This window comes from Pseudomonas sp. FW305-7, from assembly GCF_058786735.1.
Genome location: NZ_JBYSZA010000028.1, coordinates 1 through 13,005, shown reverse-complemented (window position 1 = coordinate 13,005; position 13,005 = coordinate 1). Strand labels below are relative to the sequence as shown.

Annotated in this window: 12 protein-coding genes; 4 read left to right on the top strand and 8 right to left on the bottom strand. The window is 59.7% G+C overall.

Annotated elements, in window-relative coordinates; all coding sequences use genetic code 11:
• Positions 1-270: 270 nt before the first annotated feature.
• Complete coding sequence (gene mltF / locus AC3WMT_RS25265) at positions 271-1,731, top strand: membrane-bound lytic murein transglycosylase MltF (protein ID WP_103306378.1); 1,461 nt, start codon at positions 271-273, stop codon at positions 1,729-1,731.
• 105 nt (positions 1,732-1,836) lie between these two features.
• On the opposite strand, the gene pdxJ is transcribed toward mltF, so the two are convergent.
• The 8 genes from pdxJ to lptF form a co-directional block, all read right to left on the bottom strand.
• Positions 1,837-2,583 (bottom strand): pyridoxine 5'-phosphate synthase, encoded by a 747-nt coding sequence (gene pdxJ / locus AC3WMT_RS25260; protein ID WP_103306377.1) that lies wholly within the window; start codon positions 2,581-2,583, stop codon positions 1,837-1,839.
• Between the two features lie 49 nt (positions 2,584-2,632).
• Positions 2,633-3,322: a DNA repair protein RecO gene (gene recO, locus AC3WMT_RS25255; protein ID WP_103306376.1), complete on the bottom strand. Its 690-nt coding sequence runs from the start codon at positions 3,320-3,322 to the stop codon at positions 2,633-2,635.
• Between the two features lie 170 nt (positions 3,323-3,492).
• Entirely contained in the window at positions 3,493-4,395 is a 903-nt protein-coding gene (gene era / locus AC3WMT_RS25250) for a GTPase Era (protein ID WP_016771562.1), read from the bottom strand.
• Positions 4,388-5,077, bottom strand: a complete 690-nt coding sequence (gene rnc / locus AC3WMT_RS25245; protein WP_103306375.1) for a ribonuclease III — start codon at positions 5,075-5,077, stop codon at positions 4,388-4,390. The genes era and rnc overlap by 8 nt, the downstream gene beginning before the upstream one ends.
• 169 nt (positions 5,078-5,246) lie before the next feature.
• Positions 5,247-6,101, bottom strand: a complete 855-nt coding sequence (gene lepB, locus AC3WMT_RS25240; RefSeq protein WP_103306374.1) for a signal peptidase I — start codon at positions 6,099-6,101, stop codon at positions 5,247-5,249.
• Between the two features lie 9 nt (positions 6,102-6,110).
• A complete protein-coding gene (lepA, locus tag AC3WMT_RS25235; protein WP_103306373.1) occupies positions 6,111-7,907 on the bottom strand; it encodes a translation elongation factor 4 in 1,797 nt (598 codons plus the stop codon).
• A gap of 172 nt (positions 7,908-8,079) precedes the next feature.
• Positions 8,080-9,141: an LPS export ABC transporter permease LptG gene (gene lptG / locus AC3WMT_RS25230; RefSeq protein WP_103306372.1), complete on the bottom strand. Its 1,062-nt coding sequence runs from the start codon at positions 9,139-9,141 to the stop codon at positions 8,080-8,082.
• Complete coding sequence (gene lptF / locus AC3WMT_RS25225) at positions 9,134-10,255, bottom strand: LPS export ABC transporter permease LptF (RefSeq protein ID WP_103306371.1); 1,122 nt, start codon at positions 10,253-10,255, stop codon at positions 9,134-9,136. Before lptF ends, lptG begins: the two co-directional genes overlap by 8 nt.
• Before the next feature lie 308 nt (positions 10,256-10,563).
• Here lptF and AC3WMT_RS25220 point away from each other — a divergent pair, with 308 nt between their 5' ends.
• Genes AC3WMT_RS25220 through AC3WMT_RS25210 form a run of 3 tightly spaced genes read left to right on the top strand, consistent with a single transcriptional unit; the run spans position 10,564 to position 12,947 of the window.
• A complete protein-coding gene (locus tag AC3WMT_RS25220) occupies positions 10,564-12,054 on the top strand; it encodes a leucyl aminopeptidase (protein ID WP_103306370.1) in 1,491 nt (496 codons plus the stop codon).
• Positions 12,055-12,114: 60 nt separating this feature from the next.
• A complete protein-coding gene (locus AC3WMT_RS25215; RefSeq protein ID WP_103306369.1) occupies positions 12,115-12,543 on the top strand; it encodes a DNA polymerase III subunit chi in 429 nt (142 codons plus the stop codon).
• An 8-nt stretch (positions 12,544-12,551) separates the two neighbouring features.
• Entirely contained in the window at positions 12,552-12,947 is a 396-nt protein-coding gene (locus tag AC3WMT_RS25210) for a DNA polymerase III subunit chi (protein ID WP_103306368.1), read from the top strand.
• The last annotated feature ends 58 nt before the right edge of the window (positions 12,948-13,005 follow it).

Genomic DNA, 13,005 nt, shown 5'->3' with positions numbered 1-13,005 from the left:
GGGAAGGGGTGTGCTTTGAGGCCGTGCATTCTAGCCTAAACCGCCCTCAACATCACCCGAAACGCTACGCACGGTTGCACTCGGATATCAATCTGTGTTTCTGCCTTGAGAGTCAAATTTATCCGGCATACGACGAAGGCTTATTTTTACGGTAACAAAATGCCCTTCGGCCCCATTCCTGCGGGGTTTCGCTCGATTTTGTGATGTCTAGCAGACCTGCCCGCAACTGTCGAGATATGGCGCCCGTGGTCCTTTGCGTATACTGCGCAAATGTTTTTCCCAACGGCTTTGCGTCCGCGGTACGCCAAATGGCTGATCGCAACCGGACTCTTCCTGATGCTCGGTGGCTGTGTTGATAAACCCAACACACTCGAGCGCGTAAAGGAGGATGGTGTGCTGCGGGTGATTACCCGTAACAGCCCCGCCACCTACTTTCAGGATCGCAGCGGTGAAACCGGCTTCGAATACGAGCTGGTGAAGCGCTTCGCCGACGATTTGGGTGTGGAACTGAAGATCGAGACCGCCGACAACCTCGACGACCTGTTTGACCAGATCGGTAAACCGAACGGCCCGGTCCTGGCGGCTGCCGGTCTGGTCAGCAGCGAACAACGCAAAAAACAGGTGCGTTTCTCCCACTCCTACCTCGAAGTGACTCCACAGATCATTTATCGCAACGGCCAGTCACGGCCGACGGACCCCGGTGATCTGGTGGGCAAGAAAATCATGGTGCTCAAGGGCAGCACCCACGCCGAACAACTGGCCGAGCTGAAAAAGAAATTTCCGGGCATCGAATACGAAGAGTCCGACGCCGTCGAGGTGGTCGACTTGCTGCGCATGGTCGATGAAGGTCAGATCGACCTGACGCTGGTCGACTCCAACGAAGTGGCGATGAATCAGGTGTACTTCACCAACATCCGGGTGGCCTTCGACCTTGGCGATGCGCGCAGCCAGAGCTGGGCCGTGGGACCGGGCGAAGACAACAGCCTGCTCAACGAGATCAACGCCTACCTCGACAAAGTGCAGAAAAACGGCACCCTGCAACGACTGAAAGATCGCTACTACGGCCACGTCGACGTCCTCGGTTATATGGGCGCCACGACGTTTGCCCAGCACTTGCAGCAGCGTCTGCCCAAATATGAACAGCACTTCAAGACCTACGCCAAGAAAGAGAAAGTCGACTGGCGCCTGCTCGCCGCGATCGGTTATCAGGAGTCGCTGTGGCAACCGACGGTCACTTCGAAAACCGGCGTGCGCGGCTTGATGATGCTGACGCAGAACACTGCTCAGGCGATGGGCGTATCCAACCGTCTTGATCCGAAGCAAAGCATCATGGGCGGCGCCAAGTACCTCGCCTATATGAAGGATCAGCTCGATGATTCGATTCAGGAGCCGGACCGCACCTGGTTTGCCCTGGCGGCGTACAACGTCGGCAGCGGTCACCTGGATGACGCACGCAAACTGGCGTCCCGCGAAGGCCTGAACCCGGACAAGTGGCTGGATGTGAAGAAGATGCTGCCGCGCCTCTCGCAGAAGCAGTGGTACAGCAAGACCCGCTATGGCTACGCCCGGGGCGGCGAGCCGGTGCATTTTGTCGCCAACATTCGTCGTTACTACGACATTCTGACCTGGGTGACGCAGCCGCAGCTTGAGGGTGATCAGGTGGCCGAGGGTAATCTGCATGTTCCGGGCATCGACAAGTCGAAACCCGCCCAGGAACCTGCCCCGCTCTGAATTTTCGTTGTCTTTGATGACGCCATCGCGGGCAAGCCACGCTCCCACAGGAGATCCCCGAACCTGTGGGAGCGTGGCTTGCCCGCGATGGCAGCGCCGCCGACTTCAGCCTTTGAGCGCAGCAGCCAGAATCAGCGATTTCATTTCGGATACAGCGGATTTGAAACCCACGAACAATGCATGTGCCACCAGCGCATGGCCGATGTTCAGTTCATTGATGCCCTTGATCGCCGCCACCGCTTCAACGTTGTGGTAGTGCAGGCCGTGGCCGGCATTGACGATCAGCCCCTGCGCCAGACCAAACGCCACGCCGTCCGCCACACGCTTCAACTCTTCCGCCACTTCGGTCGGGGTCTCGGCATCGGCATAACGCCCGGTGTGCAGTTCGATCGCCGGTGCGCCTACACGTTTCGACGCAGCAATCTGACGCTCATCGGCATCGATGAACAGCGACACTTCGCTGCCGATTTTCGACAGACGCTCGACCGCTGCCCTGATGCGCTCTTCCTGCCCCGCCACATCCAGACCGCCTTCAGTGGTCAGTTCCTGGCGGGTTTCCGGCACCAGGCAAATGTGCGCCGGGCGGATACGCTCAGCGAACGCCATCATTTCTTCGGTGACGCCCATTTCGAAGTTCATGCGGGTTTGCAGCACATCCTTGAGCAACAGTACGTCGCGTTCCTGGATATGCCGGCGGTCTTCACGCAGGTGCACGGTGATGCCGTCGGCGCCCGCCTCTTCCGCGTCGAGCGCAGCCTTGACCGGATCCGGGTAGCGCGTACCACGGGCCTGACGCAGGGTGGCGACGTGGTCGATGTTCACGCCAAGAAGAATGCGATTGCTGGTGGTCACGGATGCGCGCTCCTGAAGAAAAAGATTCGGCGCACAGCATACGGTGAGATCAGGGCTTGCGAAACAGCTCCCGGCTAACGAGGGGACGACCGCCCAGGTGAACAGCCAGTGCCTGACGCATCAGGCGTTTGGCGGCGGACAGTGCGCCGGGCGCTGTCCAGTCGGCTTCGGCCATGGCCAGTAATTCAACGCCGTTGAACAGACCCGGCTGCAGCAGGTAGACACGCTCAAGGCCAGCATCCACTTGCAGACGATAGAGGCCGTCCGGCGCGACAGGTTCGCCGTGGATGTCAGTGATCATGGAAAAACCGTAGCCGAGATCGTCCAGCAGACGCCATTCGAAGGAGCGCAATAAAGGTTCCAACGGCCGGCCTTCAGCCAGCGCCAGCAAGGTAGCGGCATAGTGATCAAACACCGCCGGGTGCGGATCTTCAGCAGGGAGCAAACGGATCAGCAATTCATTGAGGTAGAGGCCGCTGAACAGCGCCTCGCCGACCATCCAGGTCGCGTTACCGGCACTTTCCATGCGCCCGACATTCTTCAATTCGCCCTTGCCGCGAAACTCGACTTCCAGCGGTACGAACGGCCGCGCCAGCGTCCCGGCCTTGCCCCGCGCACTGCGCAACACCGCCCGCAGCCGACCTTGCGGCGTGAGGAAATCGACCAACGCGCTGGTTTCACGATAGGCGCGCGAATGCAGAACGTAGGCAGGTTGGGCGGGGGGTGGGCTTTGCGACATTGAGTTCTCGATGAAGAAACGCAGTCTTGAGATCAACATAAACCAAATGTGGGAGCGGGCTTGCCCGCGATGGCGGATGCACATTCAACATCTCTGCTGAACATTACATCCTCATCGCGGGCAAGCCCGCTCCCACAGGGTTCTCTGGTTAAACAGGAACCGATATTTTTTTACAGATCGCCGTAACCCAGCGAACGCAGCGCGCGCTCGTCGTCGGACCAGCCGCCCTTCACCTTGACCCACAGGTTGAGCATGATTTTGGAGTCGAACAGCAGCTCCATGTCCTTGCGCGCTTCGGTGCCGATGCGTTTGATGCGCTCGCCCTTGTCGCCAATGATGATCTTCTTCTGGCCGTCACGCTCGACGAGGATCAGCGCGTGGATGTGCAGCGTCTTGCCCTGCTGCTTGAACTCTTCGATCTCGACGGTGATCTGGTACGGCAGCTCGGCACCCATCTGGCGCATGATTTTCTCGCGCACCAGTTCAGCGGCGAGGAAGCGGCTGCTGCGGTCGGTGATCTGGTCTTCCGGGAAGAAGTGATCGTTCTCCGGCAGATGATCGGCGATGACCTTTTCCAGCGCTTCGAGGTTGTGCCCGTGCTGCGCGGAAATCGGAATGATCTGCGCGTTCGGCAGCTGTTCCTGCAACCACGACAGGTGCGGCATCAGCTCGGCCTTGTCTTCGATGCGGTCAGTCTTGTTCAGCGCAACGATCAGCGGGCCGGTCACGTATTGCACGCGCTCCAGCACCATCTGGTCTTCGTCGGTCCACTTGGTGCGGTCAACGACGAAGATCACCACGTCGACGTCTTTCAACGCTGCCGAGGCAGTCTTGTTCATGTAACGGTTCAGGGCCTTTTCGCCACCCTTGTGCATGCCGGGGGTGTCGACGTAGATTGCCTGCACGTCACCCTCGGTCTTGATCCCGAGCATGTTGTGCCGAGTGGTCTGCGGCTTGCGCGAAGTGATCGCGAGCTTCTGGCCGAGGATGTGGTTCAGCAGCGTCGACTTGCCGACGTTGGGACGGCCGACGATGGCAACGTAGCCACAGCGAGTTGCGTTTGTATCAGTCATTGCCATTCTCCACGCCCAGGGCAATCAGTGCTGCGGCGGCCGCTACCTGTTCGGCAATACGACGGCTCACACCCTGACCTCGGCTTTTTTCATTCAGTAAGACAACTTCGCACTCGACGAAGAAGGTTCGGCAGTGCGGTTCACCCTGGATGTCCACCACTTCGTAACGAGGCAGTTCGCAACCGCGCGATTGCAGGTGTTCCTGCAGACGGGTCTTGGGATCCTTGTTGGTGTCGACCAGCGTCAGCCCTTCGAACTCGCCGGCCAGCCAGGCCAGTACGCGCTCGCGAGCGACATCCATGCCCGCGTCGAGGTAGATGGCACCGATCAACGCTTCGAGGGCATCGGCCAGAATCGACTCGCGACGGAAACCGCCGCTTTTCAGCTCACCGGAGCCCAGACGCAGGTAATCGCCAAGGTCGAAACCGCGCGCCAGTACGGCCAGCGTCTCACCTTTTACCAGGCGTGCGCGCAAACGCGACAACTGGCCTTCGCGGGCCAGCGGGAAACGGTCGAACAGCGCCTCACCGGCAACGAAGTTGAGGATGGCATCGCCGAGAAACTCCAGACGCTCATTGTTGCGCCCGGCAAAACTGCGGTGCGTGAGGGCCAGCAGCATCAGCTCCTGGTCCTTGAAGGTGTAACCGAGCTGACGCTCGAGACGGCTTAATGAGGCGCTCACGGTTTACCCACGCTGAGATCAAAGCTGGATTCCACCGCCATCGCCGGGGTACGGCGCAGGCCTGGGACAATTAACGCTGTGTTCAAAAATTAAATCCTGGCTGTAGCGAAGCCGATTGTGCCGGCTCCAGAAATGCATTCGGCGCTGTGGTCAACAGCGCCGTGTGTGATTACTTGATCAGGCCAACCCGCGAGAAATTCGGCAGGTGGCTGAATTTCGGATCCGGCCAGCTCATCCAGACCGCGAAGGCCTTGCCGACGATATTCTGGTCGGGAACCATGCCCAGCAGATCCTTGGGAATGTTCGGATCATCCCAGAAACGACTGTCGTTCGAGTTGTCGCGGTTGTCGCCCATCATGAAGTAGTGCCCGGCAGGCACGGTCCAGGTATGGTCAGGAATGGCGCGGTTGTGATTCATTTCCTTGCGGATCAGGTGCTCGGCGGCGCCGAGTTTCTCTTTGTACAACTCGGCAGTGCCGAGCATGCCCGGCTCCGAACCGGCCAATTGTTCGGCAACCGATTCGCCATTGACGAACAGACGCTTGTCAGCGGTGTACCGCACGGTGTCGCCCGGCAGGCCGACTACACGCTTGATGTAGTTGACGTTCGGGTCACTCGGGTAGCGAAACACCATCACATCGCCGCGCTGCGGATCACCGACTTCGATGATTTTCTTGTCGATCACCGGCAGGCGGATCCCGTAAGAAAACTTGTTCACCAGAATGAAGTCGCCGACGTCCAGGGTCGGTTTCATCGAGCCGGACGGGATCTGGAACGGTTCCACGAGGAACGAACGCAGCACCAGCACGATGAACAACACCGGGAAGAACGACTTGCCGTATTCAACCAGCAGCGGCTCTTTGTTCAGTTTCTCGACCACCACGATATCGGGCTGGCTGACACTGCCTTGATAAGAGGCAATGGCAGCACGCCGACGCGGTGCCAGAATCAGCAGATCAAGCAACGCCAACAGGCCGCAGACGAACACGGCGATGACCAGCAACAGCGGGAAATTTAGTGACATAGGACCTGACTATTCCAACCTGAGCACGGCAAGGAAGGCTTCTTGTGGAATTTCCACGTTGCCGACCTGCTTCATGCGTTTCTTACCGGCCTTTTGCTTCTCGAGCAGTTTCTTCTTACGGCTGACGTCACCGCCGTAGCATTTGGCCAATACGTTCTTTCTGAGTGCCTTGACGGTTGTCCGGGCAACGATCTGACCGCCAATGGCAGCCTGGATAGCCACGTCGAACATCTGCCGCGGAATCAGTTCTTTCATCTTCTCGGTCAACTGGCGACCTTTGAAGTGCGAGTTGTCACGGTGCACGATTAACGCCAGAGCATCGACCTTGTCACCGTTGATCAGCACGTCCAGTTTCACCAGATTAGCCGATTGGTAACGATCGAAATGGTAGTCCAGCGAAGCATAGCCGCGGCTGGTGGATTTGAGACGGTCGAAGAAGTCGAGCACCACTTCGTTCATCGGCAGGTCATAGGTGACTTGCACCTGATTGCCGAGGAACAGCATGTCGACTTGAACGCCACGCTTCTCGATGCACAGGGTGATGACGTTGCCCAAGTGTTCTTGCGGCACGAGGATGTTGGCGCGCACGATCGGCTCGCGCATGTCTTCGACGGCCGAGACGTCTGGCAGCTTGGACGGGTTGTCGACGTAAATCGTTTCACCGGTTTTCAGCACCAGTTCGAAGATTACCGTCGGCGCCGTGGTGATCAGGTCCAGGTCGTACTCGCGCTCGAGGCGCTCCTGGATGATTTCCATGTGCAGCATGCCGAGGAAGCCGCAACGGAAGCCGAAGCCCAGTGCGTCGGAGCTTTCCGGGGTGTACTGCAGCGACGAGTCGTTGAGGGTCAGCTTCTGCAGCGCTTCGCGGAAATCCTCGAAGTCATCGGAGCTGACCGGGAACAGACCGGCGTAAACCTGTGGCTGGATGCGTTTGAAGCCCGGCAGCACCGGAACATCTGGCGTCGAGCTCAGAGTCAGGGTGTCACCGACCGGGGCACCGTGGATGTCCTTGATGCTGGCGATGATGAAGCCCACTTCGCCGGCTTTCAGGTCAGCGGTGGCGGTGTGTTTCGGGTTGAAAACACCGACGCTGTCGACCAGGTGCACCTTGCCGGTGGATTTCACCAGAATCTTGTCGCCCTTCTTCACACGGCCATGACGCACGCGCACCAGGGAGACAACGCCCAGGTAGTTGTCGAACCAGGAGTCGATGATCAACGCTTGCAGCGGATCTTCGATGTTGCCGGTCGGCGCAGGAATGGTCGTCACCAGACGCTCGAGCACTTCGTCGACACCCAGGCCAGTCTTGGCGCTACAGGTGACGGCGTCGGTGGCGTCGATGCCAATGATCTTTTCGATTTCGTCTTTGACGCGATCAGGATCAGCCTGCGGCAGGTCGATCTTGTTGAGTACCGGCATGACCTCAAGGCCCTGCTCGATCGCGGTGTAGCAGTTGGCCACGGACTGGGCTTCAACGCCCTGACCGGCATCGACTACCAGCAAGGCTCCTTCACACGCGGCCAGGGAACGGCTGACTTCATAGGTGAAGTCGACGTGGCCCGGGGTGTCAATGAAGTTCAGCTGGTAGGTGACGCCATCTTTGGCTTTGTAATAGAGAGTAACGCTGTGGGCCTTGATGGTGATCCCGCGTTCACGCTCCAGATCCATGGAATCCAGTACCTGGGCTTCCATTTCACGCTCGGCCAGGCCGCCGCACATCTGGATGAAGCGATCGGCCAGCGTCGACTTGCCATGGTCAATGTGGGCGATGATGGAGAAATTGCGGATATGACTCAAATCACTCACGGATCAACACTCAAAAAGGCTGCAGGCATGGCCCGCCGAAAAATAGCCGGGAATTGTACCTGATACACGGCGCAAGCGTCACGTTCGCCTGTCACCCGGATTGCATGCAAAAACGCCCCGATCTGTCGATCGAGGCGTTTTCAGGGTTACGCAGCGGATGAAAGCTTGTTCATCAACCCGCTCGTCTAAGCAGCCAGACACCTGCCAGGGCGCAGACACCGGCCGGCACCAGCACCGCAAACAGCGGCGAGAACCCGAACACCAGGCTTGACGGGCCGAGCAAATCCTGGACGATACGGAAGGTGAAGCCCACCAGTACACCGGTGAACACACGCTGGCCGAGGGTCACCGAACGCAGCGGACCGAAGATGAAGGAGATGGCCATCAGCACCAGCGCCGCGGTCACCAACGGCTGCAACACCTTGACCCAAAATGCCAGCCAGTAACGGCCGTTGCTCAAGCCCTGCTCGGAGAGATAGTGGATGTAACCCCACAGACCACTGATCGACAGCGATTCCGGGGCCATCACCACGGTGCTGAGCAGTTGCGGGCTCAACGCCACGTCCCACTGCTCGTTCGGGGTATTGACGACTTCAGTGCTGCGCTCATGAAACTTCGTGGTGGCAACGTCGGTAAGCTGCCATTTGGTGCCGTCAAACTCCGCCTTCTTGGCGAAACTTGAACTCAGCAGATGGCGTTCCTTGTCGAAGTGATAGCGGGTCACGCCATACAACAAGCCGTTAGGTTGCACGGCGTTGATGTGGATGAACTCCTCACCCTGACGGTGCCACATACCGTGCTTGGCGCTTTGCGCGTCGCCGCTGCCCTGGGCCAGCGAGCGATTGGCCTGGGCCATGCTTTCGGTCGCCGGAGCAACGTATTCGCCGATCAGCACGCCCGCCAGCATCAGCACCAGCATCGGTTTCATCACCGCCCAGACGATACGGCCGATGGACACGCCAGCGGCGCGCATCACTGTCAGTTCACTGCTGCTGGCCAGACTGCCGAGGCCGATCAGGCAGCCAATCAACGCCGCCATCGGCAGCATTTCATAGAGCCGGCGCGGCGCGGTCAGCAAGACAAAACTCAGGACATCAACCAGCGTATAGGTATCGCTGACGTCGCCCATTTCATCGATGAAAGCGAACAACGTCGCCAGACCGAGAATGATTGCCAACACGGCGATGATCGCCATGAACACGCTGCTGCCGATGTAGCGGTCGAGTTTAACCACGGGCCACCTCCAGCGCAGCGGCGCGACGGCTGGCCATCTTCAGACGCAGAGGCTCCCAGTACAGCAGGCCGAGGCCGATAAACAGGAAGATTGCGTGCACCCACCACAAGCCGAGCGCTGGCGGGATCTTGCCTTTTTCAAGGGCGCCGCGGGCGGCAATCAGGATGGTCAGGTAAGCCATATAAAGAAGAATCGCCGGCAGCAGCTTGAGGAAACGCCCTTGGCGCGGATTGACTCGCGACAGCGGCACCGCCATCAGGGTCACGATGAACACCAGCAGTGGCAGGGACAGACGCCATTGCAGTTCGGTTTTCGAGCGAATGTCATCACTGCCCAGCAGAGCCGAGGTCGGCATGGCGTCACGGTCAGTGACCTCTTCGCTGACGTCCGGTTTGGGCAGCAGCACACCGTAGGTTTCGTAATGGATGGCGCGATAGTCGGCCTGTCCCGGGCTGCCGTCGTAGCGGTAGCCGTTGTCGAGAATCAGGTAGCGGTTGCCGTCAGGGCGGACTTCCTGACGGCCCTTTTCGGCCACCAGCACGGAAATCCCGCGGTCCTTCTGATCGGCGCCGAGGTTCTTCTGCGAGATGAACACACTGCCGAGATTGACGCGATCGTCGCTCAGGGTCTCGGTGTAGGTCACCCGGGTACCGTCACGCAGGGCCTGGAAGCGACCTGGCTCAAGGGTGTCGAATTCGGTCAGGGCGTCCTGCTTGTTCAGCAGCAGCTGGAACTGATTGGCGCCTTGCGGGGCCAGCCCCAGGCTCAGCCATGCCACGACCAGGGCCACCAGCGTCGCCGGAAACAGGGTCATGCGCAGCAGGCGTTGCTGGCTCATGCCGGTGGCCGAGAGCACGGTCATCTCGCTTTCCAGGTACAGGCGACCGTAGGCCAGCAGGATCCCGAGGAACAGGCCCAGCGGCAGAATCAGTTGCAGGAAGCCCGGCAGACGAAAGCCCATGATCAGGAACAGCGAACCCGGATCGAGCTGGCCGGCGGCGGCCTGAGCGAGGTATTTGATGAAGCGACCGCTCATGATGATGACCAGCAACACCGCACTCACGGCGCTGAGGGTCAACAGGACTTCGCGGGACAGATAACGGAAGACGATCAAACCAGACACTCCAGGGTTGTCAGGCTAAGGCGGCCAAACAAGCAAACACATCGACCGGCCCGCAACGCAGAGCCGTCGAAAAAAGATGCGGCATTATCCTGTGATTGGGGGCGCCTGTCACTGCGCACACTCATCGGCGTGTGCATTACGTTGAAGATCGTACAACCGAGGGTTGTCAGGCGCGGGGAGCGAGGTTCAAACTGCGGCCCTTGTCGCAGGCTTTGGCCTGCGCCTCTTCTATCTATAAGCAGGCGACTGCGGACACCGTCGAACGCCTGTGTGTTGACCATTCATTCAGGGATCCGGACATGGAACTGGTTGTAAAAAGCGTTAGCCCAGAAACGTTGAAAACCGCCACCCTGGTGGTTGCCGTCGGCGAAGGCCGCAAACTCGGTGTCGCCGCCAAGCAGGTCGACGAACTGAGCGGCGGCGCGATCAGCGCTGTACTCAAGCGTGGCGATCTGGCCGGCAAGGTCGGTCAGAGCCTGCTGCTGCACAGCCTGCCTAACCTGAAAGCCGAACGCGTGCTGCTGGTCGGCGTGGGCAAGGATGAAGAACTGGGCGACCGTCCATTCCGCAAAATCGTTGCCGCCATCCTCAACACGCTGAAAGGCCTGGGCGGCAGCGACGCCGTACTGGCACTGGATGAAATCATTGTCAAAAACCGCGACAGCTACGGCAAGACCCGTCTGTTGGCAGAAACCCTGGTAGACGGCGAGTACACTTTCGACCAGTTCAAGAGCCAGAAAGCCGAGCCGCGCGCACTGAAGAAAATCACCCTGCTGACCATCAAGGCTGCGCAAGCCGAAGTGCAACGCGCTGTGAATCACGCCACTGCGATCGCCAACGGCATGGCTTTCACCCGCGATCTGGGTAACCTGCCGCCGAATATCTGCCACCCGACGTTCCTTGGCGAACAAGCCAAGAATCTGGGTAAAGAGTTCAAGGATCTGAAAGTCGAAGTGCTCGACGAGAAGAAGATCAAGTCGCTGGGCATGGGCTCGTTCTACGCCGTTGGCCAGGGCAGCGCCCAACCGCCGCGCCTGATCGTCATGCAATACAACGGCGGCAAGAAATCCGAGAAGCCGTACGCACTGGTCGGCAAAGGCATCACCTTCGACACTGGCGGCATCAGCCTGAAGCCGGGCGCCGGCATGGACGAGATGAAGTACGACATGGGCGGCGCTGCCTCCGTGTTCGGTACCCTGCGCGCCGTGCTTGAGCTGAAGCTGCCGATCAACCTGGTGTGCATCCTCGCCTGCGCGGAAAACATGCCGAGCGGCAACGCGTCGCGTCCTGGCGACATCGTCACCACCATGAGCGGCCAGACCGTGGAAATCCTCAACACCGACGCCGAAGGCCGTCTGGTACTGTGCGATGCCCTGACCTACTCCGAACGCTTCAAGCCGCAAGCAGTAATCGACATCGCCACCCTGACCGGCGCTTGCGTGGTTGCACTGGGCGCTCACACCTCGGGCCTGCTGGGCAACAATGACGAGCTGATCAATCAACTGCTCAGCGCCGGCAAGACTGCCGACGACCGTGCCTGGCAACTGCCGCTGTTCGATGAGTATCAAGAACAGCTGGACAGCCCGTTCGCCGACATCGCCAACATCGGCGGACCGAAGGCCGGCACCATCACCGCTGCCTGCTTCCTGTCGCGCTTCACCAAGAACCTCAACTGGGCGCACCTGGACATCGCGGGTACCGCATGGACGAGCGGCGGTAAGGACAAGGGCGCCACTGGCCGTCCGGTTCCGCTGCTGACCCAATACCTGCTGGACCGCGCAAAAGCCTGAAACCGATGAACCTGGGCGGCGTCACTTTGCAGTGACGCTGCTCAAGGCTCAGGAACCGCAATGACCAAAGTCGACTTCTATATCCTGCCCAGCGCCGATCCGTCGGCACGCCTGGATTTTGCCTGCAAGCTCACCGAGAAAGCCTGGCGCATGGGCCATCGCATCTATCTGCATTGCAGCGACGCGGCCCAACGTGACGACCTCGATGCGCGCCTGTGGGCGTTCAAGGGCGAAAGCTTCGTGCCCCACGGCCCCGCCGACAGCGAACCGGACGGTTTGATTGTGTTGGGTTTGGGCGATGACTGCGGCGAGCATCAGGATTTGCTGGTCAATCTCGACCTGAGAGTCCCGGCCTTTGCCAACAAGTTCGCCCGGGTGGCGGAAGTGGTGGTGGAAGACCCGACCATTCGAGCCGCAGCGCGGGAGAGTTTTCGCTTCTACCGCGAACAGGGCTATCCTCTGCAAGATCACCGTTTACAGCGACTCTGAGCACTCCAATGGACACTCCGAAACCGCAGCAAAAGTCCGCACACCTGTTGGACGATCTCGAATCGATCCGTCAGTTGCTCGGCGACGACAACCTGCAACCGCCCCTGCTGACCGATACGGTCGATGAGGGTGAACAGGAACAGATTCCGATGCTGTTCGACTCGGTTGGCAATGAGCCACCCGCCGTCGAACCGCCTCCCGCGCCAACCCCGACACCCGCCGCGCAACCTGCCGCAACCGTCGACAAAGGCCCGGACGCCCTGCTCCACCTGGACAGCGAACTGCGCGCCGCCGCGCAATTGATCATGCAAGACGTGATCGATGACTTCGCCCCGCACATCGAAACCGAAATCAAACGCCGCCTCGACGCGCGGATGGAGCGGCTGCTCAGCCAGTACGAATAATTCCTCGATCGCCCCTGTGGGAGCTGGCTTGCCAGCGATAGCATCACTGCGGTTTTCC

What these genes read in the sequence shown, in the direction of transcription:
- lepB (WP_103306374.1), bottom strand. Translation starts at nt 6,101, where the DNA reads ATGTCACTAAATTTCCCGCTGTTGCTGGTCATCGCCGTGTTCGTCTGC.
- AC3WMT_RS25220 (WP_103306370.1), top strand. Translation starts at nt 10,564, where the DNA reads ATGGAACTGGTTGTAAAAAGCGTTAGCCCAGAAACGTTGAAAACCGCC.
- recO (WP_103306376.1), bottom strand. Translation starts at nt 3,322, where the DNA reads ATGTCGCAAAGCCCACCCCCCGCCCAACCTGCCTACGTTCTGCATTCG.
- mltF (WP_103306378.1), top strand. Translation starts at nt 271, where the DNA reads ATGTTTTTCCCAACGGCTTTGCGTCCGCGGTACGCCAAATGGCTGATC.
- era (WP_016771562.1), bottom strand. Translation starts at nt 4,395, where the DNA reads ATGACTGATACAAACGCAACTCGCTGTGGCTACGTTGCCATCGTCGGC.
- AC3WMT_RS25210 (WP_103306368.1), top strand. Translation starts at nt 12,552, where the DNA reads ATGGACACTCCGAAACCGCAGCAAAAGTCCGCACACCTGTTGGACGAT.
- AC3WMT_RS25215 (WP_103306369.1), top strand. Translation starts at nt 12,115, where the DNA reads ATGACCAAAGTCGACTTCTATATCCTGCCCAGCGCCGATCCGTCGGCA.